The 23117-nt window shown below is 62.2% G+C and carries 19 protein-coding genes and 1 riboswitch; of the genes, 11 read left to right on the top strand and 8 right to left on the bottom strand.

Translation table 11 applies throughout. The annotated features are described in order from the left end of the window. Window positions 1–11 precede the first annotated feature (11 nt). The 3 genes from ACMUVN_RS12330 to cydX all read left to right on the top strand — a co-directional run bounded on the left by ACMUVN_RS12330 (window position 12) and on the right by cydX (window position 2973). Window positions 12–1592, top strand: a complete 1581-nt coding sequence (locus ACMUVN_RS12330) for a cytochrome ubiquinol oxidase subunit I (protein WP_047613082.1) — start codon at window positions 12–14, stop codon at window positions 1590–1592. Window positions 1593–1597: 5 nt separating this feature from the next. Further along, on the top strand, window positions 1598–2752 hold the full coding sequence (gene cydB / locus ACMUVN_RS12325; RefSeq protein ID WP_047613081.1) for a cytochrome d ubiquinol oxidase subunit II: 1155 nt from the start codon (window positions 1598–1600) through the stop codon (window positions 2750–2752). Window positions 2753–2850: 98 nt separating this feature from the next. Continuing rightward, entirely contained in the window at window positions 2851–2973 is a 123-nt protein-coding gene (gene cydX / locus ACMUVN_RS12320) for a cytochrome bd-I oxidase subunit CydX (protein WP_047613080.1), read from the top strand. A gap of 41 nt (window positions 2974–3014) precedes the next feature. On the opposite strand, the gene ACMUVN_RS12315 is transcribed toward cydX, so the two are convergent. The 5 genes from ACMUVN_RS12315 to ACMUVN_RS12295 all read right to left on the bottom strand — a co-directional run bounded on the left by ACMUVN_RS12315 (window position 3015) and on the right by ACMUVN_RS12295 (window position 9209). After that, window positions 3015–5018 (bottom strand): aldo/keto reductase, encoded by a 2004-nt coding sequence (locus ACMUVN_RS12315; RefSeq protein ID WP_097630954.1) that lies wholly within the window; start codon window positions 5016–5018, stop codon window positions 3015–3017. Between the two features lie 36 nt (window positions 5019–5054). Further along, window positions 5055–6137 (bottom strand): ABC transporter ATP-binding protein, encoded by a 1083-nt coding sequence (locus tag ACMUVN_RS12310; protein WP_097544040.1) that lies wholly within the window; start codon window positions 6135–6137, stop codon window positions 5055–5057. Between the two features lie 20 nt (window positions 6138–6157). Continuing rightward, the gene (locus tag ACMUVN_RS12305) at window positions 6158–6994 is read right to left on the bottom strand and encodes a carbohydrate ABC transporter permease (protein ID WP_063476083.1); all 837 of its coding nucleotides are present in this window, start codon (window positions 6992–6994) and stop codon (window positions 6158–6160) included. Beyond that, window positions 6991–7851 (bottom strand): carbohydrate ABC transporter permease, encoded by an 861-nt coding sequence (locus tag ACMUVN_RS12300; protein WP_028757496.1) that lies wholly within the window; start codon window positions 7849–7851, stop codon window positions 6991–6993. Before ACMUVN_RS12300 ends, ACMUVN_RS12305 begins: the two co-directional genes overlap by 4 nt. A gap of 83 nt (window positions 7852–7934) precedes the next feature. Continuing rightward, window positions 7935–9209: an extracellular solute-binding protein gene (locus ACMUVN_RS12295; protein ID WP_047614940.1), complete on the bottom strand. Its 1275-nt coding sequence runs from the start codon at window positions 9207–9209 to the stop codon at window positions 7935–7937. 86 nt (window positions 9210–9295) lie between these two features. On the opposite strand from ACMUVN_RS12295, the gene ACMUVN_RS12290 reads away from it, so the two are divergent. From ACMUVN_RS12290 to atzF, 8 genes are all read left to right on the top strand, one after another. After that, window positions 9296–10213, top strand: coding sequence for a helix-turn-helix domain-containing protein (locus tag ACMUVN_RS12290; protein ID WP_097630955.1), 918 nt, complete (start codon window positions 9296–9298; stop codon window positions 10211–10213). Window positions 10214–10426: 213 nt separating this feature from the next. Then, window positions 10427–10535, top strand: a riboswitch (guanidine-I (ykkC/yxkD leader). Window positions 10536–10609: 74 nt separating this feature from the next. Next, the gene (locus ACMUVN_RS12285; RefSeq protein WP_047613073.1) at window positions 10610–11683 is read left to right on the top strand and encodes a putative urea ABC transporter substrate-binding protein; all 1074 of its coding nucleotides are present in this window, start codon (window positions 10610–10612) and stop codon (window positions 11681–11683) included. A 65-nt stretch (window positions 11684–11748) separates the two neighbouring features. Continuing rightward, window positions 11749–12567: an ABC transporter permease gene (locus ACMUVN_RS12280; RefSeq protein WP_063476081.1), complete on the top strand. Its 819-nt coding sequence runs from the start codon at window positions 11749–11751 to the stop codon at window positions 12565–12567. Then, window positions 12564–13394 (top strand): ABC transporter ATP-binding protein, encoded by an 831-nt coding sequence (locus ACMUVN_RS12275; RefSeq protein ID WP_063476080.1) that lies wholly within the window; start codon window positions 12564–12566, stop codon window positions 13392–13394. The genes ACMUVN_RS12280 and ACMUVN_RS12275 overlap by 4 nt, the downstream gene beginning before the upstream one ends. Next, the gene (locus tag ACMUVN_RS12270; protein ID WP_063476079.1) at window positions 13391–14212 is read left to right on the top strand and encodes an urea amidolyase associated protein UAAP1; all 822 of its coding nucleotides are present in this window, start codon (window positions 13391–13393) and stop codon (window positions 14210–14212) included. The genes ACMUVN_RS12275 and ACMUVN_RS12270 overlap by 4 nt, the downstream gene beginning before the upstream one ends. 12 nt (window positions 14213–14224) lie before the next feature. Further along, on the top strand, window positions 14225–14875 hold the full coding sequence (locus ACMUVN_RS12265) for an urea amidolyase associated protein UAAP2 (RefSeq protein ID WP_063476078.1): 651 nt from the start codon (window positions 14225–14227) through the stop codon (window positions 14873–14875). 3 nt (window positions 14876–14878) lie between these two features. Continuing rightward, window positions 14879–18418: an urea carboxylase gene (gene uca, locus ACMUVN_RS12260; protein ID WP_183844812.1), complete on the top strand. Its 3540-nt coding sequence runs from the start codon at window positions 14879–14881 to the stop codon at window positions 18416–18418. 1 nt (window position 18419) lies between these two features. Then, a complete protein-coding gene (gene atzF / locus ACMUVN_RS12255; RefSeq protein ID WP_097630958.1) occupies window positions 18420–20219 on the top strand; it encodes an allophanate hydrolase in 1800 nt (599 codons plus the stop codon). A gap of 97 nt (window positions 20220–20316) precedes the next feature. Here the strand turns inward: atzF and ACMUVN_RS12250 are convergent, their stop codons facing one another. The 3 genes from ACMUVN_RS12250 to ACMUVN_RS12240 are packed head-to-tail and all read right to left on the bottom strand — an operon-like array spanning window position 20317 to window position 22864. Beyond that, window positions 20317–20727: a VOC family protein gene (locus ACMUVN_RS12250; protein WP_047613059.1), complete on the bottom strand. Its 411-nt coding sequence runs from the start codon at window positions 20725–20727 to the stop codon at window positions 20317–20319. A gap of 18 nt (window positions 20728–20745) precedes the next feature. Next, window positions 20746–21843: a Gfo/Idh/MocA family protein gene (locus ACMUVN_RS12245; RefSeq protein ID WP_047613058.1), complete on the bottom strand. Its 1098-nt coding sequence runs from the start codon at window positions 21841–21843 to the stop codon at window positions 20746–20748. A gap of 10 nt (window positions 21844–21853) precedes the next feature. Further along, window positions 21854–22864: a Gfo/Idh/MocA family protein gene (locus ACMUVN_RS12240; RefSeq protein WP_097622778.1), complete on the bottom strand. Its 1011-nt coding sequence runs from the start codon at window positions 22862–22864 to the stop codon at window positions 21854–21856. Window positions 22865–23117 lie beyond the last annotated feature (253 nt).

Here is a 23117-nt window from a genome sequence, read left to right as displayed (position 1 = left end):
GGAGAAAGATAATGGAACTAGATATCGTCGCGCTATCGCGCTTCCAATTCGCGCTGACGGCGCTTTACCACTTCCTGTTTGTGCCCTTGACGCTCGGCCTGTCCGTGCTCCTGGCGATCATGGAAACCGTCTATGTCATGACCGGTCGCCAGATCTGGCGGCAGATGACGAAATTCTGGGGCACGCTGTTCGGCATCAACTTCGTGATCGGCGTCGCTACCGGCATCGTCATGGAATTCCAGTTCGGCATGAACTGGAGCTATTACAGCTATTATGTCGGCGACATCTTCGGCGCGCCGCTGGCGATCGAAGGCCTCATGGCCTTCTTCCTCGAGGCGACCTTCGTCGGGCTGTTCTTCTTCGGCTGGGACAAGCTGTCGAAGGTCGGGCATCTCGTTGCCACCTGGGCGGTGGCGCTCGGCTCGAATTTTTCGGCACTCTGGATCCTCATCGCCAATGGCTGGATGCAGAACCCGGTGGGATCGGCGCTCAACCCGCAGACGATGCGTATGGAGATCACCAGCTTTTTCGACGTGGTCTTCAATCCGGTGGCCCAGGCGAAATTCGTCCACACGGTGTCGGCGGGTTACGTCTGCGCCTCGATCTTCGTGCTCGGCGTCTCGGCCTGGTATGTGTTGAAGGGCCGGCATATCGAGCTTGCCAAGCGCTCGATGACGGTGGCCGCCTCCTTCGGCCTCGCCTCGGCACTTTCCGTCGTCGTGCTCGGCGATGAGAGCGGGTATCTCGCCACCGAAAACCAGAAGATGAAGCTCGCCGCGATCGAGGGCATGTGGAAGACGGAGCCCGCTCCGGCGGCCTTCACCGCCTTTGGTTTTCCCGATCAGGAGGCGCGCGAGACGCATTTTGCCGTGCATATTCCCTGGGTCATGGGCCTGATCGGCACACGGTCGCTGACGACCGAGATCCCCGGCATCGACAAGCTCGAACAGCAAGCCGAAACCCGCATCCGCGACGGCATCAAGGCTTACGACGCGCTGATGCAGATCCGTTCGGCACCGGCACAGGATCAGGTTGCGCAGGAAGTGCGCAGCTCCTTCGAGGATCTCGGCCATGATCTCGGTTATGCCCTTCTTCTGAAGCGCTACGTCGACGATCCTCGCCAGGCGACCGACGAGCAGATCGTCCAGGCCGCGCGTGATACGATCCCGCACGTGCCGACGCTGTTCTGGTCGTTCCGCATCATGGTCGGCCTCGGCATCTTCTTCATCCTGCTGACCGCCACCTTCTTCTGGCTGTCGGCGCGCCGCCATCTCGACAAATATCCGCTGCTTCTGAAGATTGCCGTGCTGGCGATCCCCTTGCCCTGGGTCGCCATCGAACTCGGCTGGGTCGTCGCCGAGTTCGGCCGCCAGCCCTGGGTGATCGAAGGCGTTCTGCCGACGGCTGCCGCCGTCTCCAGCCTCGGCGCCAGCACTGTGCTTCTGACCATCATCGGTTTTGGCGCACTTTATACGGTGCTGATCGTCATCGAGATGAGCCTGATGATCAAGGCGATTCGCCAAGGACCGGAACCGGACGACGAGCCGGAAGCCGTTCTGATTTCCGAAACCCTCGTCCCGGCCGCGGAGTGACTGTCATGATCCTTCACGAACTCATCGACTATGAAAGCCTGCGTCTCATCTGGTGGCTGCTGCTCGGCGTATTGCTGATCGCCTTTGCAACGACGGGCGGCTTCGACCTCGGCGTCGGCACGCTTCTGCCTTTCGTCGCCAGGACCGACACGGAACGGCGCGTGGCGATCAACACCATCGGCGCCACCTGGGAGGGCAACCAGGTCTGGCTGATCCTCGGCGGCGGCGCCATTTTCGCCGCCTGGCCGCCGCTCTATGCGGTTTCCTTCTCGGGCTTTTACCTGGCGATGTTTGCGATCCTCTTCGCGCTCATCCTGCGCCCGGTCGGTTTTAAATACCGGTCGAAGCGGGAAAGCGCCACTTGGCGGAGCGGCTGGGACTGGGCGCTCTTCATCGGCGGTTTCGTGCCGTCGCTGATCTTCGGCGTTGCCGTCGGCAATGTGCTACAGGGCGTGCCCTTCCGCTTTGCCGACGATATGCGGATCTTCTACGAAGGTTCGTTCTTCGCCCTGCTCAACCCCTATGCGCTGCTCTGCGGCCTGCTTTCCCTAGCCATGTTGACGATGCATGGAGCGGCATGGCTGGTGTTGAAGGCAAGCGGCCCGGTGGCCGAACGTGCCAGACGCTATGGCAGCATCGCCGCTCTTGCCGTCATCGTGCTTTTCGCACTCGGCGGCCTCTTCCTGTGGATCGGTGTCGGCGGCTATCGCATCACCAGCGATATCAGCCCGATCGGTCCCTCCAACCCGCTGCTGAAGACCGTGGCGCTGGAGAAAGGCGCGTGGCTGACCAACTACGCTGCCCATGCGTGGATGATCATCGCGCCCGTGCTCGGCTTCGTCGGCGCGGCACTGGCCTTCATTGCCATGCGGGCAAAACGCGAGGTGATGACGCTGCTGTTCAGCAAGGTGGCGATCCTTGGCATCATCTCCACGGTCGGCCTGTCGATGTTCCCGTTCATCCTGCCCTCCTCACTCGATCCGCGATCGAGCCTGACGGTCTGGGATGCATCCTCCAGCCACATGACGCTGTTCATCATGCTGGTGGTGACGGTGATCTTCCTGCCGATCATCTTCGCCTACACGGCCTGGGTCTACAAGGTTCTGTGGGGCAAGGTCGATGAGAAGTCCATCACCGACAAAAATAGCCACGCTTACTAGAGCGGCTCAGTAGAACCGCTCTAACCTTTTGTTTTTACGCAATTCCCGGCAAAAGCGCTTCACGCTTTGCCTGGAATTGCTCTGAAGGAGACGAAACGATGTGGTATTTTGCATGGATGCTCGGACTGCCGCTGGCCGCCGCCTTCGCCGTCCTCAACGCCATGTGGTATGAGCTGATGGACGATGCCGCCCGGAAGAGGGCTTCCGAGTCACGCAAGTAGAATGGAAAGGGCGCGACGTGAACCGCGCCCTTTCCTATTGGTCAGCCTTCCAGCCACTTCACCTGATCGGGCGTCAGCTTGATGTCGAGCGCCGAGAGACTGTCTTCCAGCTCGGCGACGGTGCGCGGCCCGATCAGCGGAATGACCGGGAAAGGCTGGGCGATCACATAGGCGAGCGCGATATGGATCGGATTGCGGCCGAGCTTGTTGGCCAGCTCGATGGCGCGGTCGCGGCGTCCGAAGTTGCGCTCGGAATACCAGACCCGCACGATCTCCTCATCGTCTCGCTTGTCGCGGCCGGCACGGTCGGTGAAGAAGCCGCGGCCCTGGCTCGACCAGGCAAAGTTCGGGATCTGCTTCTCGTTCAGCCACTTCTTCCAGTCGTCGTCGGAAGCGGCGACGCAACCGGCCCAGATCGGATCGAGCATCTCGGCGAGCGAGAAGTTGTTGGAGAGTGCTGCCGGCGCCGCCTTGCCGGTCTTTTCGGCATAGGCGATCGCCTCGTCGAAACGCGCCCTTGTCCAGTTCGAGCCACCGAAGATGCCGCGAATGCGGCCACGCTTGACCTCGGCATCCATGGCATCGACGAACTCGCTGACGGGCACGTCGGTGTTGTCGCGATGCATGAAATAGATGTCGACATAATCGGTCTTCAGCCGGGAAAGCGACTGGTCGAGCTGCTTTGCGATCATATCGGGATAGCAGAGCGGCGAATGCGCACCCTTGCCGATCAGCACGATCTCTTCGCGCGGCACCTTTCGGCTCGTGTGCCAGTCGCCGAAGATCGCTTCCGTCTTGCCGCCGCCATAGACATAGGCCGTGTCGAAGGCATTGCCGCCGGCTTCGTAGAAGGCGTCGAGCGTCAGCGAGGCAGAGGCGAAGTTCGGGAAGAACTCGAAGCCGAGCGTGACGACCGAGGCCGGCTTGGAAATGCCGGGGATCTGACGCTGCGGAATGCTGTTGCCACGCGCGACCGTGCCGCCGGCAATGTTTGCCGTGCGCTTACTGGCTTTCTCAACGCCGTATTCCAGACCGACCGAGGCACGCCATTGGTCGAGCACGCGCAGGTTTCCGATCGAATCCGCCCAGCTCATGCCGGGAGAGCTGAATTCCGTCTTACCGGCGCGGATGGCGTCACCCGCCGCATCGGCCTCGAAGGAGTAAAGCCAGCGGTCTTCCCTGAGCTCGACGGTTTCCCGGCTGCCGCCCTTGAAGATCTCGATCTTGCCGACGCCGCCCTTGTGGCCGGAGGCGAACCAGAAGTCCTGGACCTCGATCCGGCCTTCCGAGCCGATGATGCGCAGCACATTGTCCTGATTCGCCATGATCGAGCAGGAGACTTCGGCGATGATCTCGTTCGGGAACTTCAGCACGGCAGAGGCCCATTCATCGACGCCGCTCTCTCCGAGATGGGCGACGCCCGAGACCTTCTCGGGTTCGAGGAAGGCCTTGCCCTGCGCCGCGCCGGCAATCAGCCGGGCCATCGAAACCGGATAACCGCCGACATCGAGAATGCCGCCGCCGGCGGTATCATTGGCGAAAAGCCGGTGTTCCGGCCTATAGCTGCCCATGTTGAAGCCGAAGCTCGAACGGATGATGCGGACGGTGCCGATGACGCCGCTTTTGACGAGCTCGACCAGCTTCTCCGTCTGCGGATGCACGCGGTACATGAAGGCCTCGCCGGCAAAGACGCCGGCCTTTTTCGCCTCGTAGTAAACGGCTTCGGCATCATAGGCCGACAGCGCGATCGGCTTTTCCACCAGGATGTGCTTGCCGGCGCGGGCGGCCTTGATCGCCCATTCGGCATGGCCGGTATGGGGCACGGAGATATAGACGGCATCAACCTCAGGGTCGGAAAGCAGCGCCTCGTAGCCATTGACGATGCGGGCGCCGGGGAAATTTTCGGCAAGGCCGGGTTTTGCAGGATTGCGGGTGGCGATTGCCACCAGCTTTCCCGTGCGAGAATGGGCGACGCCGTCGGCAAAGGTGCGGGCGATGGTGCCGGGGCCGATGATGCCCCAGCGGATCGGTTGATCTGAACTCATGGAAAATCCTCTTTCGTCTTTCGGTCTTGGGATAGGTTAGCGAAGCCGCCTGCCGGCACCGTCGAAAAGGAATGTGCGGTTGGCGGGAAGGCCGACCGTCAGCGTCTCGCGATTGCCGGCGACGCGGGATTCCGGCCGCTCGATGATCAGTTGCTCGGGGCCGATGGTGGCGTAGATGTAGCTGGTATTGCCGAGGTGTTCGGCGACGTCGATGGTGACGGTGAGGTCGGCATCGCCCATGCCCGCATCGACGAAATGTTCGGGACGAATGCCGAGCGTCACCTTCGCGCCGGCTTCGATCGGATCGGCGACGGGCAGCGACAGCCGTGTATTGGTATCACTTTCCAGCGCGATCACCGCCCTGCCCGGCTGCGTCTCGATCACCACGGCCTTCAGGAAATTCATCTTCGGCGAGCCGACGAAACCGGCGACGAACTGGTTGGCGGGGTCGTCGTAAAGGTCGAGTGGCGCGCCGATCTGCTCGATATTGCCGGCGCGCAACACGACGATCCTGTCGGCGAGCGTCATCGCCTCGGTCTGGTCGTGGGTGACATAAATCATCGTCGTGCCCAGTTGCTTGTGCAGCCGGGAGATTTCGACGCGCATCTGCACGCGCAGTTCCGCATCGAGGTTCGACAAGGGTTCGTCGAACAGGAAGACCTGGGGTTCGCGGACGATGGCGCGGCCGATCGCGACGCGCTGGCGCTGGCCGCCGGAAAGCTGCTTCGGCCGCCGCTTCATCAACTCGGTGATCTGCAGGATCTCGGCGACATGGCGCACGCGCCGTTCAGTGTCGCCTTTCGGATTGCCGTTCATGCGCAGGCCGAAGCTCAGATTTTCCTCGACGGTCAGGTGCGGATAGAGCGCATAGGACTGGAACACCATGGCGATGCCGCGATCGGCCGGCTCGACGTCGTTGACGACCCTGCCGCCGATCTGAAGCTCGCCCGAGGTGATGTCCTCGAGGCCGGCGATCATCCTGAGCAGCGTGGACTTGCCGCAGCCGGAGGGGCCGACGAAGACGACGAATTCGCCGTCCTTCACCTCCAGATTGGCGCCGTGGATGATCTCAAAGCCGCCGAAGCGCTTGACGATGTTGCTGAGTGAAAGCTCTGCCATGCGGCCTCCCTATTGTTCGATTATTTGATTGCGCCGGCCGCGATGCCGGCGATGAAATGGCGCTGGAGAGCCACGAAGACGACGAGGATCGGCGCCGTCAGCAGCACCGCGCCGGCCATGATGCCGCCCCAAGAGACCTTGGTGAGGCCGATCAGCGTTCCCAATGCCACCGGCGCTGTCATCATTCCCGGTTTGGAATTGATCAGAAGCGGCCAGAGGTAGTTGTTCCACGAGGCCAGGAACAGGATGATCGCCAGTGCCGCCATGGTCGGACGCGCCAGCGGCAGCGCGATGCGCAGGAAGATCTGCCATTCCTTGACGCCTTCGACCCGAGCCGCATCAAAGAGTTCGCCCGGCATCATCGAGAAGGATTGCCGCATGAACAGCACGCCGAGCGAATTGAACAACGGTGGCACAATCAGCGCCACCCAGGTATTTGCCAGCTTGAATTCGCGTGCCACCATGATGAATTGCGGGATGACGACCACCGAAAACGGCAGCGTGATCGTGCCGAGGATGATGGCGATGACGATGGAGCGGCCGACGAAACGGTAACGCGCCAGCGCCCAGCCCGCCATCGAGGTCAGCAGTACCGACAGGACCGTATAGATGAGCGCGACGCCGACGGAGATCACCATGGCGCCGATGAAATCGGTATCGGCCTGCAGGTTCTTGAAATTCTCGACGAAATTGGTCGATGGCCAGAGCACGATATCAGGGCTGAAGATGCCGTTGTCGGGCATGGTCGAGAAGACGAACATCATCCAGAGCGGAAACAGCCAGATTATCGCCAGCGGCGCCAGTGCGGCATGCAACGCGATCTGGCGCAGCAGAAGGGATTGCGATTTGGACTTCATTTCGGATCCCTCCCGACCCAGAGATTGAGAAGCGAGATCGCCACGGCAAGGGCAGCCATCGTATAGGCGATCGCCGAGGCATAGCCGAAGTTCAGCGAAGTGAAGCCCTGGCGGTAGAGCAGCAGGCCGAGGGTCTCGGTGCCGCCGCCGGGACCGCCGCGGTTGGTGATCAGGAAGGGCTCGGTGAAGAGCTGCATGGTGCCGATCACCGAAAGAACCACGCAGAAGAGGATGATCGGCTTCAGAAGTGGCAGGGTGATATGAAAGAATTGCTGGATCTTGCTCACCCGGTCGAGTGTCGCCGCCTCGTAGACATCGTCGGGAATCGACTGCAGCCCGGCGAGAATGATGATGGCGTTGTAGCCCGCCCAGCGCCATGTGACGGCGAGGATGATCAGCGCCATGGCGGCATTCGCGTTGTCGAACCAGGAGACCGGGCTGAGACCGACGGCGGAAATCAGCTTGTTGATGATCCCGAAATCGAGGCTGAACATCAGCCGGAAGACGGCAGCATAGGCGACCTCGCCGACGACGACAGGCGCAAAGAAGGCGAAGCGGAAAAGCGGCCGCGCTTTCAGCAGCGGCGAATTGAGCATTACGGCCATGACCGTCGCAAGCGCGATCATCACCGGCACCTGAATCAGCAGGATGATCAGCGTGTTGTAAAGAGCATTGTAGAAGGCCGGGTCGTAGAAGAGCCGGCCCCAATTGGCCTGGAAACTGTATTTCCACGGGTTGATGCGGGTGTTCTGAAAGGAAATCAGGAACGAATTGATGATCGGCCAGACCCAGAAGGTGGCAAAGACCAGCAGATAGGGGGCAAGGAACGCATAGGCGCTCCGGGTTCTGAACGGCATCAAGCCTCCTCCTCACGAACGAATGACCGGCCGCTTTGCAAGCCGGGGGAAAGCCGGGCGCCTCAAGCGCCCGGCATCGTCATTCATTGCGCGATCGGAAGGCCGGTCGCTGAAGCGATCTGCTTGGCGGCATCGTCGAGAGCCGCCTTCGCATCGGGATAGCCGCCGGCAAAGAACTTCGCCTGCGTCGCCTTGAAGATGGCTTCGGCATCACTTTGGAAGGCGGTACCGCGGCTCGGCACGATCTTCGGCAGTGTCGCCAGGATATCAGCCCAGACCTTCTGGCCGCCCCAATAGGGTTGCGGCTCATTGACGAAGGGATCCTTCTCGGCCGAAAGCAGCGACGGAACCAGACCGAACTCCTTCAGCATGGTGATCTGACCCTCATCCGTGCCGAGGGCGTAGTTGACGAATTTCCAGGCGGCTTCCTTATTTGCGGACGTCGCCGAAATGGCGAGCGACGAACCGCCGAGATTGGCCGCATGCGGGCCATCAGCCGTCAGGCTCGGCATTCTGTAGACGCCCCACTTGCCCTTGAGATCGGGAGAGGTCGAGCGCACGGTGCCCTCATACCAACCGCCATACAACTGGCTTGCGGCCTTGCCGGCGGTATTGGCCTGGATCTTTTCGTCCCAGTTGGCCGCCGTCAGCGTGCCGGCGTCCTTCATTTCCTTCACTTTTTGCAGCGAAGCGACGCAGGCCGGCTGGTTGATGGTGATGTTCTGGCCGTCGGTCGAGTAATAGCCGCAGCCCTGTTCATTGGCGATCATGCGGAACCATTCGCTGTCGCCATTGAAGTCTGCCTGCGCCATGACCACGCCGGGATTGGCGGCGGAAATCTTCTTGCCGGCGGCAATGAAATCGTCCCAGGTGCTGATGGTGCTCGGATCGACGCCGGCCTTTTCGTAGAGGTCGCGGCGGTAGAAGACGGCGACAGGGCCGGAATCCCACGGCATGGCGTAAGCGACATCGCCGACCTCGAGCTCAGTGCGCTTGAAGTCAGGAAATTTTGCCTGGATCTCGGGCGTATAGCCGAGCTCTTTCAGATTGGCAAAACAATCCGGGAATCGGCTCCAGAAGATTTCAGCCTCGAAATTCTCGATGCTGACGATGTCAGGCAAGCCGTCGCCGCCGGCGGCGCAGGCAGCGAGCGTCTTGTCGAAGACCTGGCTGTTGCCGAGGTCCTCAACGGTGATTTTGATATCGGGAAACTGCTTGTTGAAGCCTGGAAGCGTGGACTTCAATGCCGATGCGGCGACATTCCAGCTCCAGATGGTAAGATTGGCCGACTGCGCGAATGCGGAGCCGGAAGCAAGCAATGCAACAGCTGCGGTCGCAGCGAGAAGTTTGAAGCGCATTGAAAATCCTCCCTTTTCAATTGCCGATCTTTCACGAACGCGGTTAGACTATCTGTAAGGGAGCGGGTGTCTCCTAAAAAGGGAACATGAATTTGGCGGAAAGTAAGGTCGGCACACGTGCAATCTACCAGCCCGGCGCGAGCAGCATCGAGGGTTTGCCGACAGCGCTGCAGATGTTTCATGCCCATCCGCCTGTTATGGCGATGCCGCACTGGCACGCGCAGGTCGAGGTCAACTACGTGATGCGCGGAACCGTTCACTACCGGATGAGCGACCACGAATTCCGGCTGAACGCCGGCGAAATGTGCCTGTTTTGGGGTGGTCAGCCGCATCAGATGGATGAATCTTCGGATGATTCGCTCTATGCCGGCGCCCATTTGCCGCTCGTCTATTTCTTCCGGCTGCGCTTGCCGATCAGCGTTTCCAGCCGACTGATGAAGGGCGAGACGCTGCTGACTTCGGCAACGGATGCCGCCGACAGCGAGAACTTCACCCGCTGGTTCCGCTATGCCAACTCAGGCGATCCCGCCAAGGCCCAGCACGCCGTCGACGAGCTGCTGCTGCGCATCGAGCGGATCGCGCTCGAACCCTATTCGATGACGTCGCAGGCGGCCATCAATCTCGACGGCGATCAACCGTATCCGCATTCCTCGCGCAGCGTCGCGCGCATGTGCGATTTCATCGCCGCCAATTTCCTGCAGGACATCGATTCGGTCGATATCGCCCGCGCCGCCGATCTGCATCCGAAATATGCGATGAACCTGTTCAAGCGATCGACTGGCATGACGCTCAGCAAATACGTGACGCTGCTGCGGCTGTCGCGCGCTCAGGCGATGCTGATGAGCGAGGGCGCCAACGTGCTGCAGGTGGCGATGGACAGCGGCTTCGGCTCGATCAGCGCCTTCAACAAATCCTTCCGCCACATCGCCGGCATGTCGCCGTCGGACTTCCGCCGTGACATCCGGCTGGTGACGACGGTCCCGGCCGGCGCTTTCCGGAACTAACTCAGGGCAGCCGCAATTCGGCGTTCTGTGCGTTCTGCCTGGGGCCTTGTTTTCCGCTGGGCAAAAAAGAACCAGCGCCTAAGCTGGCGGCAGAATACGCACATTTTCTGTGCAAGTGCATGCACTATTGCATTTGCTGGGGAATTGGCGCCATCGACCTCTCAATAAAATCAACGGTTTATAATTTGGCACGCACTTTGCTTCGATAGTTGCAGAGTTGGTGGCTAGGGTTCCGGCGTCGCAAGGCGTGGCTGGTCCGAGAGCTACCACCGGCAGGGGAGACATCCCGCCGGGTGCACGGCGGGACAAAAGCCCGGGAGACCTCGTAAGCCAAGGGATTGGCGGCACGATGGTCATTGCCGATCCCTTTTGAAGAAAAGCAAAAGGGGAATTTCAATGCAGACTTTTTCGAAGATCCTATCGATCACCGCCCTGACGGCGTCCCTGGCGCTCGGGCTCGGCTCCATCGCCAAGGCCGAACAGAAGGCCGATTTCAAGGTCGCCTGGTCGATCTATGTCGGCTGGATGCCCTGGGGTTATGCTGCTGATCACGGCATCGTCAAGAAATGGGCCGACAAATACGGCATCAAGATCGAGGTCACCCAGTTCAACGACTATGTCGAATCGATGAACCAATATACCGCAGGCGCCTTCGACGCCGTGACGTTGACCAATATGGACGGCCTGTCGATCCCGGCCGCCGGCGGCGTTGATACGACAGCGGTCATCGTCGGCGATTTCTCGAACGGCAATGATGCCGTTATCCTCAAGGACAAGGCGAGCCTTGCCGACATCAAGGGACAGAACGTCAATCTCGTCGAATTTTCCGTTTCGCACTATCTGCTGGCCCGCGCGCTCGAAAGCATCAAGCTGACCGAGCGCGACGTTAAGGTGGTCAACACCTCCGATGCCGACATGGTCGCCGCCTATAAGACGGCTGACGTGACCGCAGTTGTCACCTGGAACCCGCTGGTCTCGACCATCCTCGAGGATCCCACCGCCAAGAAGGTGTTCGACAGCTCGCAGGTGCCGGGCGAGATCATCGACCTGATGGTCGCCAATTCAGGCGTGCTGAAGGACAATCCGAATTTCGGCAAGGCACTCGCCGGCATCTGGTATGAAACCGCTGCACTGCTGACTGCCGACAGTGCCGACGGCAAGGCTGCGCGCGAAGCGATGGGCCAGGCATCGGGCACCGATCTCAAGGGTTTCGAATCCCAGCTTGCCGCCACCAAGCTGTTTGCCAAGCCGGCCGATGCCGTTGCCTTCACTGCCTCAGGCAGCCTGCCGAAGACAATGGATCTTGTCCGCAATTTCCTGTTCGAAAAAGGCTTGCTCGGCAATGGCGCGCCATCGGCAGACGTCATCGGCATCGAAATGCCGGATGGCAAGATCCTCGGCGACAGTGGCAACGTCAAGTTGCGCTTCACCGAGACTTACATGAAGGCGGCCGCCGACGGTTCGCTCTGAGCGATGTCCAAGCAGCGGTGCGGTCTTGACCGCGCCGCCCAATCTTCATCAGCGGAGCTTTCCTCATGCGCTGGATCAACACGAGGCCGAGCCGGGGCGCGCAGCTTGCCTTGACGCTGCTGCCCTTCGTGCTGCTGATCGTTGCCTACACGATGGGCTCGGCGGCACGGCTGGCGGAAAACGCCAATGACAAGCTGTTGCCCGGTCTTGCCGGGTTTGCCGATGCGATCGATCGCCTGGCCTTCGTCGCCGATCCGCGCACCGGCGAATATCTGCTCTGGTCCGATACGGGGGCGAGCCTGATCCGCCTGCTTGCAGGCCTCGGCATCTCCACGATCACCGCGCTCGTCATCGGCATGCTGATCGGCATGCTGCCATATCTCCGGGCGCTGCTCTCCCCCTTCGTCGCCGTCATCTCGATGGTGCCGCCGCTGGCGCTGCTGCCGATCCTGTTCATTGCCATGGGGCTCGGCGAAGCCTCGAAGATCGCGCTCATTGTCATCGGCGTTGCGCCGACGATGATCCGCGACCTTGCGCTGAAGGCGCTGGAGCTGCCGCGTGAGCAGATCGTCAAAGCTGAAACGCTCGGCGGCTCCTCCTGGCAGATCGGCCTCCGTGTCGTGCTGCCGCAGATCCTGCCCCGGCTGATCACCTGCCTCCGGCTTCAGCTCGGCCCCGCCTGGCTGTTCCTGATTGCGGCCGAGGCGATCTCGTCGGATTCCGGCCTCGGTTACCGCATCTTCCTCGTGCGCCGCTACCTCTCGATGGACGTCATCTTTCCCTATGTCGTCTGGATCACGCTGCTCGCCGTGGTCATGAATTACATTCTCGATCGCATCCGCATTGCCATCTTCCCCTGGTCGGAACTGGAGAAGCAGGCATGAGCGAGTTGGTGATCGAAAAGGTCTGGAAGGAATACGGCGACCAGATCGTCCTGGAAGATGTGTCGCTGACTGTCGCCTCGCGCGCCTTCGTCGCCCTCGTCGGTCCCTCCGGCTGCGGCAAGTCGACGTTCCTGCGCATGCTGCTCGGCCAGGAACGGCCAACGCGCGGCACGATCCTGCTGGACGGCGAAGCTCTGCCGCAGGAGCCAGGTCCGGATCGGGGCGTCGTCTTCCAGCGCTATTCGGTTTTCCCGCATCTGACTGTGCTCGGCAATGTGCTGCTGGGGCGGGAACTCTCGGGGTCTCGCTATAAAGCCAAGCTTTTCGGCGCTGCCCGTCGCAACGCCATTGACGAAGCCCGGCGGCTGATCGGTGAAGTCGGCCTTTCCGGCGCCGAGGACAAATATCCGGCGCAACTGTCAGGCGGCATGCAGCAGCGCCTGGCGCTGGCGCAGGCGCTGATCATGAAACCGAAGGTGTTGCTGCTCGATGAGCCCTTCGGCGCGCTCGACCCCGGCATCCGCGCCGAGATCCACACCTTGATGAAGCGGCTCTGGCACGAAACGCAGATGACCGTCGTCATGGTAACGCACGACATGCGCGAGGCCTTCACGCTGGCGACGCGCGTCGTCGCCTTCGAGCGTCGGCGTGACCGCCCGGAGGAAAAAGAGCGCTACGGCGCGACGATCACCAAGGACATTTCGATCTGGCCGCCCAGGCTTGCCGGCGCGCCCTCCGTCTTCAGCCCCGACCGGGACGGCCCGGTCATTTCTCTGGGCCCTCGCCGGGACGACCCGGCTTCCAGTCCGTCAGGAGAAAAACCATGATGCATGTCAGACGTTCGCCCGAAGAGATCGCCGCCAACCGGCAGCGTTACGAAGAACATCAGAAGAAGGGGCTGGAATTTGCGCCGAAGGCCCTGCCGGCGCCGAGCCCCCTGCCCGCCCCCGCAATCGATGCGGCTGCGATCATCCATCAGGAAACCATCCCCGGCGGCTGGTATTGGTCGACTGCGGTCAAGCGCGGCGAAGCGCTCCGCATCGACCAGGGCGAAGGCGCATCGACCGTGGCGCTCGTCGCCTGGAACGCCGCTGACACCAGCGAACGGCTCAATCTCGTCGATACGGTCAAGGTGCAGTGGACGACCGCCCTCGGCAAGGGCCGCGTCATCTTCTCGGATATGGGCCGAGTGATGTTTTCGCTGATCGAGGACAGTTCGGGCGCCCATGACTGCCTGATGGGCGGATCGACGGCAGCTTCGAATGCCACAAAATATCCTCACGTCAGGACCCGCAACACCCGCGACAATCTCGTGCTCGTCGCCGGCAAGCTTGGTCTTGCCAGGCGTGACATCCCGGGGATTCTCAATCTCTTTGCGCCTGTCCGCGTCGACGACGCCGGCGGCTTCCACTGGCGCGGCAAGCTCTCCAACAGCGGCGATTATGCCGAGCTGCGCGCCGAAATGGACATGATCGTCGGCTTCTCGAATTGCCCGCATCCGCTCGATCCCGACCCGGTCTACGCGCCGAAGCCGGTGATCGTCACGCGCTATCGCGCGCCTTCGCCCGCAGCCGACGATCTCTCGCGCACCGCGACCGCTGAAGCCCTTCGCGGCTTTGAGAACAATGCCGCGATGCTGGCCTGAGGGAGGATTGTAATGACCGATTTCATCAAGACTTCAGCTTCGCGCAGCCTCGAAAACGCCGTGCAGGATCATTTCATTCCGGCCGAGGCGCCATGGTCCGGTATCATCCGCAAGGGCCAGACCATCCGCATCGAGGACAGCTACGGCCAGCAGGCGATCGACACGCTGTTTTATCGCGCCGATGATTTTGCCGAGCGTTATTCCAACCAGGATACGATGCGGGCGCAGGGTGGCGCCTATATCGGCACCGGCACGAAGATCATCTCGAACGAAGGCAACGTCATGCTGGTCATGACCGCCGACAGCTGCGGCCGCCATGACACATCAGCCGGCGCCTGCTCCTGCGAGAGCAACACCGTGCGCTTCGGCCACGGCACGAAATACCTGCATGCCTGCCGCGACAATTTCGTGCTCGAGGTGACCAAACACGGCATGAGCAAGCGCGACATCGTGCCGAACATCAATTTCTTCATGAACGTGCCGATCAAGCCGAACGGCGAGATGACCATCGTCGACGGCATCTCGGCACCAGGTGACTATGTCGAACTGGTGGCCGAGATGGACGTGCTCTGCGTCATCTCCAATTGCCCGCAGATCAACAATCCCTGCAACGGCTTCGATCCGACGCCGATCCGGGTGCTGATCTGGGACGGCGAGGACTGACCGATGTTCACCAAGGTCCTTATCGCCAATCGCGGCGAAATCGCCGTCCGCGTCATTCGCACATTGAAGCAGATGGGCATCGCTTCGGTCGCCGTCTATTCCGATGCCGACCGGTTCTCGAAGCCGGCGCTGACCGCCGACGAGGCCGTCCGCCTCGGCCCGGCGCCTGCCGGGGAAAGCTATCTGAACGTCGATGCCGTCATCGCCGCCTGCAAGGCGACGGGCGCTGAGGCCGTGCATCCGGGCTATGGGTTCCTGTCGGAGAATATCGGCTTTGCCGAGCGGCTCGCCGCCGAAGGTATCGCCTTCATCGGCCCGCGGCCGGAGCATTTGTCGGCCTTCGGCCTGAAGCACACGGCGCGCGAGCTGGCGAAAGCGAGCGGCGTGCCGCTGCTGCCCGGCACCGATCTCTTGCAGAGCGTCGAAGAGGCGCTTTCGTCTGCCGAGACCGTCGGTTATCCCGTCATGCTGAAAAGCACGGCGGGCGGCGGCGGTATCGGCATGCAGCTCTGCACCGATGCGGCCGGCCTCAAGGCCTCTTTCGAAAGCGTGCAGCGGACCGCGCGCGCCAGCTTCGGCGACGCGCGGGTCTATATCGAGCGTTTCGTTGCCGAAGCGCGCCATGTCGAGGTGCAGATTTTCGGCGACGGCAAGGGCGGAGTGATTGCGCTCGGCGAACGCGACTGCTCGCTGCAGCGGCGGAACCAGAAGGTCGTCGAGGAGACGCCTGCGCCTGGCCTTTCCGCGGAGACAAGGGCGCGACTGCACAAGGCGGCGGTCGACTTGGGACGCTCGGTGTCCTACGAATCGGCCGGCACTGTCGAATTCATCTACGATCCCCAGCGCGAGGAATTCTATTTCCTCGAGGTCAATACCCGCCTGCAGGTCGAGCATCCCGTCACCGAAGCCGTCTTCGGCATCGACCTCGTCGAATGGATGATCCGTCAGGCGGCGGGCGAGGATGTGCTCTCGGCTGCTCGGGCCCTGACGCCGAAGGGTGCGGCGATCGAGATGCGGATCTATGCGGAGATGCCGCATGCCGATTTCCGCCCAAGCGCCGGCCTGCTGACCGAAGTCGTTTTCCCCAACAATGCCCGCGTCGACGGTTGGATCGAGACGGGAACCGAGGTCACGCCCTTCTATGACCCGATGCTCGCCAAGCTGATCGTGGCGGCGGAAGACCGGCCGGCGGCGATCGCGAAGCTGAAGGCAGCCCTCGCCGCAACATCGATATCCGGCATCGAGACCAATCTCGCTTATCTCAGGGCGATCTCCGCTTCCGAACTGCTTGCCGACGCCAAGGTGGCGACGACGGCACTACGCGATTTTGCTTTCGTTCCCGATGTCGTCGAGGTACTCGCGCCCGGCGCACAGTCGAGCATCCAGGAACTGCCGGGCCGGCTCGGCCTTTGGCATGTCGGCGTGCCGCCGAGCGGACCGATGGACGAGCGCTCCTTCCGCCATGCCAACCGGCTGGTCGGCAATGACGATGTGACGGCTGCGCTGGAGTTGACCGTTTCCGGTCCGACATTGCGGTTTTATGCCGACCAGACGATCGCGCTTGCCGGCGCGCGGATGCCAATGACATGCGACGGCGTAAAATTGCCACATGACGCCCCGGTGACAATCCGGGCGGGTCAGGTTCTGTCGATCGGTTCGATCGAAGGACCGGGACAACGCGCCTATCTCGCCGTCGCCGGTGGTTTTGCCGCTCCCGTTGTGCTCGGCTCCCGCGCGACCTTCGGCCTCGGCCAGTTCGGCGGCAACGCCACTGGCACGCTGAAGACAGGGCATGTGCTGCATTTTGCGCGCCAGGCACCGGTCGAACCGGTAAGACCTGCGACGGAGCCCGCCGCCTTGACGCGTGAATGGGATGTCGGCGTCGTCTATGGCCCGCATGGTGCGCCCGATTTCTTCGAGGCTAGCGATATCGAGGCGCTGTTTTCGACGGCCTACGAGGTGCATTTCAACAGCGCCCGCACCGGGGTGCGCCTGATCGGCCCGGCCCCGCATTGGGCACGTAGCGATGGCGGCGAGGCGGGGCTGCACCCCTCCAACCTGCACGACAATGCCTATGCGATCGGGGCGATCGATTTTACCGGCGACATGCCGATCATTCTCGGCCCTGACGGTCCGAGCCTTGGCGGCTTCGTCTGCCCGGCGGTGATTGCCCGAGACGAGCAATGGAAAATGGGTCAGTTCAAACCCGGCGACCGCATCCGTTTTCATGCCTTGGCACGGCCGGAAGACCCGATCGCCGGGCCGGCTGTCCGGCGGCCCCCGGAAGAAACAGGTTCGCCGATCGTCGGCGCCAGCGAGGATGGCCCGGTTTCGGTCGTCTATCGCCGCCAGGGCGACGACAATCTGCTCGTCGAATATGGGCCGATGACGCTCGATATCGCGCTGCGGCTGCGGGTGCATCTATTGATGCAGGCGGTCGTGGAGGCCCGCCTCCCCGGCGTCATCGACCTCACCCCCGGTATCCGGTCGCTGCAGATCCATTATGACGGCACGCAGTTGACGCGCCGGCGCCTGCTCGGGCTGCTCTCCGAGATCGAGGCGACGCTTCCGGCGGCCCAGGAGGTCACGGTGCCGAGCCGCATCGTGCATCTGCCGCTTTCCTGGAACGATCCGGATGCGGAGCTTGCCATGAGCAAATATCAGGAGCTCGTGCGCCCGAATGCGCCCTGGTGCCCCTCGAATATCGAGTTCATCCGCCGCATCAATGGTCTTGCCGATGAACAGGCCGTTCGCGATATCGTCTTTGAAGCCAGCTACTTGGTGCTGGGTCTCGGCGACGTCTATCTCGGCGCGCCGGTTGCGACCCCGACGGATCCGCGCCACCGCCTCGTGACGACGAAATATAATCCCGCCCGCACCTGGACGCCGGAAAATGCCGTCGGCATCGGCGGCGCCTATATGTGCATCTACGGCATGGAAGGACCGGGCGGCTACCAGCTCTTTGGCCGCACCATCCAGGTCTGGAACACGTGGCGGGAGACACCGGCTTTTGCCAGGGGCAAACCTTGGTTGCTGAATTTCTTCGACCAGATCCGTTTCTTCCCCGTGAGCAATCAGGAGCTAACGGAGGCGCGCGCCGCCTTCCCGCATGGCGGTTATCCGATCCGGATCGAGGAGACGGAATTCTCCTATGCCGCCTATGAGAAGGAATTGCAGGCGAATGCGGCGTCGATCGGCCGCTTCAAGGCAACGCAGCAGGCCGCCTTCGAGGCCGAACGCCAGCGCTGGAAGGACGCCGGTCTCGACAGCTTCGTCACCGATGAAGGCACAGGCGAAAGCCCGGATGGGGATATTCCCGACGGCTGCTTCGGAGTTGCCAGCGCCGTGCCCGGCAATATCTGGAAATTGCTGGTCGAGCCGGGCGCCCCGGTTGCGGCCGGCGATACACTCGCCATCATCGAATCGATGAAAATGGAAATCAACGTCACCGCCCATGCGGCAGGCCGCGTCCGCGACCTGCGCGCCGCGCCGGGAAGAAACGTCAAAGCGGGCGATATCATCGTCGTTCTGGAGGAATGCTGACATGCTGCCGACCATTCTCGATCTCTCAAGCCTTCGCGCCGCCTATCAATCCGGCCTGACGCCGCTCGACGCCATCGAAGAGGTGATTGCGCGGCGTGCCGCCTCGAAAGATCCGGCAATCTTCATCACCCCGGTGCCCGACGAAGAGCTGCGCGCCGCCGCCAAAGCCTTGATGGCACGTGCGCCCGAGGCAAATAGCCTGCCGCTCTGGGGCGTGCCCTTCGCGGTGAAAGACAATATCGATGCCGCCGGCCTGCCGACGACTGCTGCCTGCCCGGCCTATGCGTATCGGCCGGAGGCGGACTCCACCGTCGTTGCCCGGTTGAAGGCCGCCGGCGCGCTCGTCATCGGAAAGACCAATCTCGACCAGTTCGCGACCGGCCTCAACGGCACGCGCTCGCCCCATGGCGCGCCGCGTTCGGTCTTCGATGCGGCCTATATCTCAGGCGGTTCGAGTTCCGGATCGGCGGTCACCGTGGCCTCCGGCCTCGCGGCCTTTGCGCTCGGCACCGATACGGCCGGCTCCGGCCGTGTGCCGGCTGCCTTCAACAATCTGGTCGGCATCAAGCCGACCCCGGGTCTCTTGCCGAATACCGGCGCCATACCGGCCTGCAAGAGCGTCGACTGCATCACGATCTTTGCCGCGACCGTCGGCGACGGTGTTGCGATCCGCAAGGTCGCCGAAGGCTTCGATGCCGCCGATGCTTTTTCCCGCCACGCCAAGCCGGCGAACCTGCCGGTATCGGGGTTGCGCATCGGCGTCCTTGCTGGCGCCGAGCGGGAATTCTTCGGCGACAAGGAGGTGGAGGCGCTCTACGATCAGGCGATCGAGCGGGCCAGAGCGCTCGGCGCGACCATCGTGCCGTTCGATTACGCACCATTCCGCGAGGCCGCCGCCCTTCTCTATGACGGGCCGTGGGTCGCCGAACGTCTGGCGGCGGTCGAGACCTTCCTCGCCACGAACGCGGCCGATTTCGACCCGACGGTGCGCGGGATTATCGAAGGCGCCAAGGGCAAGACCGCGGTCGAGGCCTTCAACGGCCGCTACCGGCTGGAAGAATTGCGCCGCAGGACCGAAGCCGAATGGGAAAAGGCGGATGTGCTTCTGCTGCCGACCGCTCCGACCACCTATACGGTTGCCGACATGCAGGCCAATCCCGTCGTGCTCAACGGTCGCCTCGGCCGCTACACCAATTTCGTCAACCTGCTCGATTGCGCTGCGATCGCCGTTCCGGCCGGTTTCGGAAAGGGTGGCCTGCCAGGTGGGGTGACGGTGATCGCCCCTGCCTTCACCGACGATGCGCTGGCGCCGCTTGCCGATGCGCTGCACCGTGCCGCAGGTTCCGGCATGGGCATCGACCGGCAGGCGGCGATCCCCGAAGCCAGTCGTGTTGCGCCTGGCGATGACGGTTTCATCGAAATCGCGGTCGTTGGGGCGCATCTGACCGGCATGCCGCTCAATCACGAACTGGCCGGCGGGCGTCTGGTCAAGACCTGCCGCACATCAGGCGATTATCGCCTCTTCGTTCTGCCCAATACCACGCCGCCGAAGCCGGGGCTGCTGCGCGAACCCGGCCATAAGGGTCAGGGGCTGGAGGTCGAGGTCTGGGCACTGCCGGCCGATGCTTTCGGCAGGTTCGTCCAGAAGATTCCGGCACCCCTCGGCATCGGCAAGCTGGTGCTCGAAGATGGCTCCAGCGTCTCCGGCTTCGTCTGCGAAGCGCATGCGGTGAAGGGTGCCGAGGAAATCACCGCGCTTGGCGGCTGGCGCAACTATATCCGCGCCAAATTGGCGAGCTGAGGGGAGCCTTTCATGGCGGCAAAGCTCATCCGGCGCCTGATCGATCTGCTGCGGGACGGTCTGGCCGCCCGCAGCGAAGCGATCGGCAGCACCTGCGTCAACCCTGGCGGCTCTGGGAGCGTTCGGCAAGCTCGACGATGATGCCGTCGGGGTCGCGAACGAAGGCAATCTTGTTCAGCATCTCGGAGTGGACGGCGAAGCGCGGCCGCTCCTTGATCTCGACGCCCGCCTGTTCAAGGCGGGCGAAGGTCTCCTCGACATTGTCGAAATGGAAGGTGAGGTGCCGGACGCCGGCCGTATCTTCAGGCACGTCGACCGCCCGCGAAGCGCCGCCGGGCGGCGCGAAGATCTCCAGCATGCCGCCGCCTGCATCGAGGAACGCCACCTGCATGCCATTCGCCATCGTCTTGCGCAGCACGAGGCTGAGGCCAAGCAGGCCGCAGTAAAAATCGATAGCACGGTCCATATCGCCGACCGTCATGCCGACATGCTCGAAGGATTTCAGCATGAGAGAGCCCTTCCCGATTCAGACCGTAGCGGCGCTGCGCCACTCCCCCGCCGGAAGCCAGGAGCGATAGAGCGGATGATCGGCGGCGATCGGCATCGGCGTCGGCCGGCCGGTGCGCTGCGAGAAATAGGCGGCTGTCACCAGCTCCAGCGAATTGCGGGCATCCTGCAGCGTCACCGGCGGCTCCTTGTCCTCAACGATCGCCTTATGAAAGAGCTCGAACTGACGGGTGTAGCCATCTTCGCCTGGCACATAGCCAGCGAGCGCCGCGTCGATCCGCGCCTGATGCTCCTCCGTTCCGGCGACGAACGTCCACGGATCACGGCCCATCGTATAGGGTTCGATGATGCTTTCGGCGACGAGGTCGTTGAAGCAGAAGCGCAGCCGCGAGATCTCCTTGCGCGAACCCAGCGTCATCGACAGCGTCGCCAGCGAGCCGTTCTGCATCTTCACCGAAAGGGCTGCCGTGTCCTCGACCTCGATCGGATTGACCAGTGTCGCGCCATAGGAAAACACTTCGGCGCAGGGGCCATGGACATAATTCAGCATATCATGCGCGTGGATGGCGTGACCAAGAAGACCGCCACCGAGTTCGCTTGCCCATTTGCCGCGCCATGGCACGGCATAATAATCCGGGCCGCGCCACCAATGGGTTTCGATCGTCGTCAGGAACGGTTTGCCGGCAAGACCGCGCTCGATCAGTAGCTTCAGCTTCTGCAGGCCGGAGCCGTAGCGGTACTGGAAGATCGGCATCAGCTTCCTGCCGGGGAACCGAGCAAGGATGCGGCCCATCTCGTCGACCTCGGCAATCGAGCCGAAAAGCGGCTTCTCACAGATCACGTGCTTGCCGGATTCGATGCCCTTGCGGCAGAGTTCGAAATGCGAGCTCGGCGGCGTCGAAATGTCGATGATGTCGAGATCGTCACGGGCAAACAGCGAATCGGCATCCTGGGTGTATTCAGCAATGCCGTACTCCTCGCACAGCGCCCGGCCGCGCTCCTCGTCGAGCGAGCAGAGCACAGGAACCTCGAAAAGCTCCTTGTTCCAGCCGAAGCCGGCCAGATGCCGCGCAGCGATGCCTGCGCCGATGACACCGACGCGCAATTTCCTGGTCATGATATCCTCCTCAGCGAGCGCCGATCCGCGCGGCTTTCGTCTGGGCTTCGAGCGAAAGACGGCAGACTTCAAAAACGTGATCCTGCGTCATCGCCGTCTGCGTGCGGTTGCCGACGTCGGCGGTGAAAGCGTCGAAATAATCGAGCTTTTCGCCGCTGCAATCGATATGGGTCATTTCCTTGCCGTTGACCAGGAAGAGATGATCCTTACCCGGCCGGCCGGCAATATCGATATATTTGCGCAGCTCGATATAACCTTCGGTGCCGAGAATGGTCAGGCGCCCGTCACCCCAGGTCGGCAGCGCCTCCGGCGTGAACCAGTCGACGCGGACATAACCCGCCGCCTTGTCGGAACGCAGAAGCACCTCGCCGAAATCCTCGAAGGCCGGCTTGTCGGGCATGCCGAAATTGCCGATCGAGCTGGCGATGACCTCGCCCGTGGTCGAGCCGGTATAGAACAGGAACTGGTCGACCTGGTGAGAAGCGATATCGACGATGATGCCGCCGAAGGCTTCCGGATCGAAGAACCAGTCGGGCCGCGTCGGCAGTTGCAGCCGGTGGGGACCGACACCGAGCGTCTGGATGACCTTGCCGATCGCACCGTCGGCGACGAGCTTGCCGGCCTTGACGGCGGAGCGCACGCAGTGGCGCTCGGAAAAGCAGATCGAGAAGATCTTGCCGGTCTCGGCGACGGTGCGCTTGACGTCCTCAAGCTGGGCGAAGGTCGTCACACCGGGCTTGTCGGTCATCACGTCCTTGCCCGATCTCATCGCGCGGATGGCAAGCCCGGCACGATCGCGCGGGATCGCTGAAATGCAGATGACATCGATCGACGGATCGTCGAACAGCTTTTCCCGGTCGATCTGCGGCGCATCGGGATAGGTCTTCTCGAAGGCCTCGCGCAATGTCGGCACCGAAGTCTGCGGGCAATAGCCGACGAACTCGCCGCCAGAGGCAAGCAAACCCTTCACGTGATCGAACGTATGCCCATGGTCGATTCCGACGACGGCAAATCTCAACATCGCTGTAATATCCTCCCGGGATTTTCTTAGCGCCGGCTGACGCCAGCAGCCTCCATGTCGGGCAAAACAGATAACGAAAGCCGGCTCCTGTCAAGGCGAGATGAGGGGAAAAATCGCCGCACCATGTAGTTAACTATTTGAAATAAAATATGTATTTTGTATCTAAATAGTTATTTTGCGGGCTTTAGCGATTGGATTTACGAGAAATACCGCGGCTTGAGCCGATCAGGCAAAAGTCTTTTTCCCCAGTGCA

The sequence above is a fragment of the Rhizobium sp. IY2 genome (assembly GCF_047532935.1).
Classification (GTDB): domain Bacteria; phylum Pseudomonadota; class Alphaproteobacteria; order Rhizobiales; family Rhizobiaceae; genus Rhizobium; species Rhizobium anhuiense.
The sequence above is the reverse complement of the archived record's forward strand: the minus strand, read 5'-3'. Positions and strand labels throughout refer to the sequence as shown.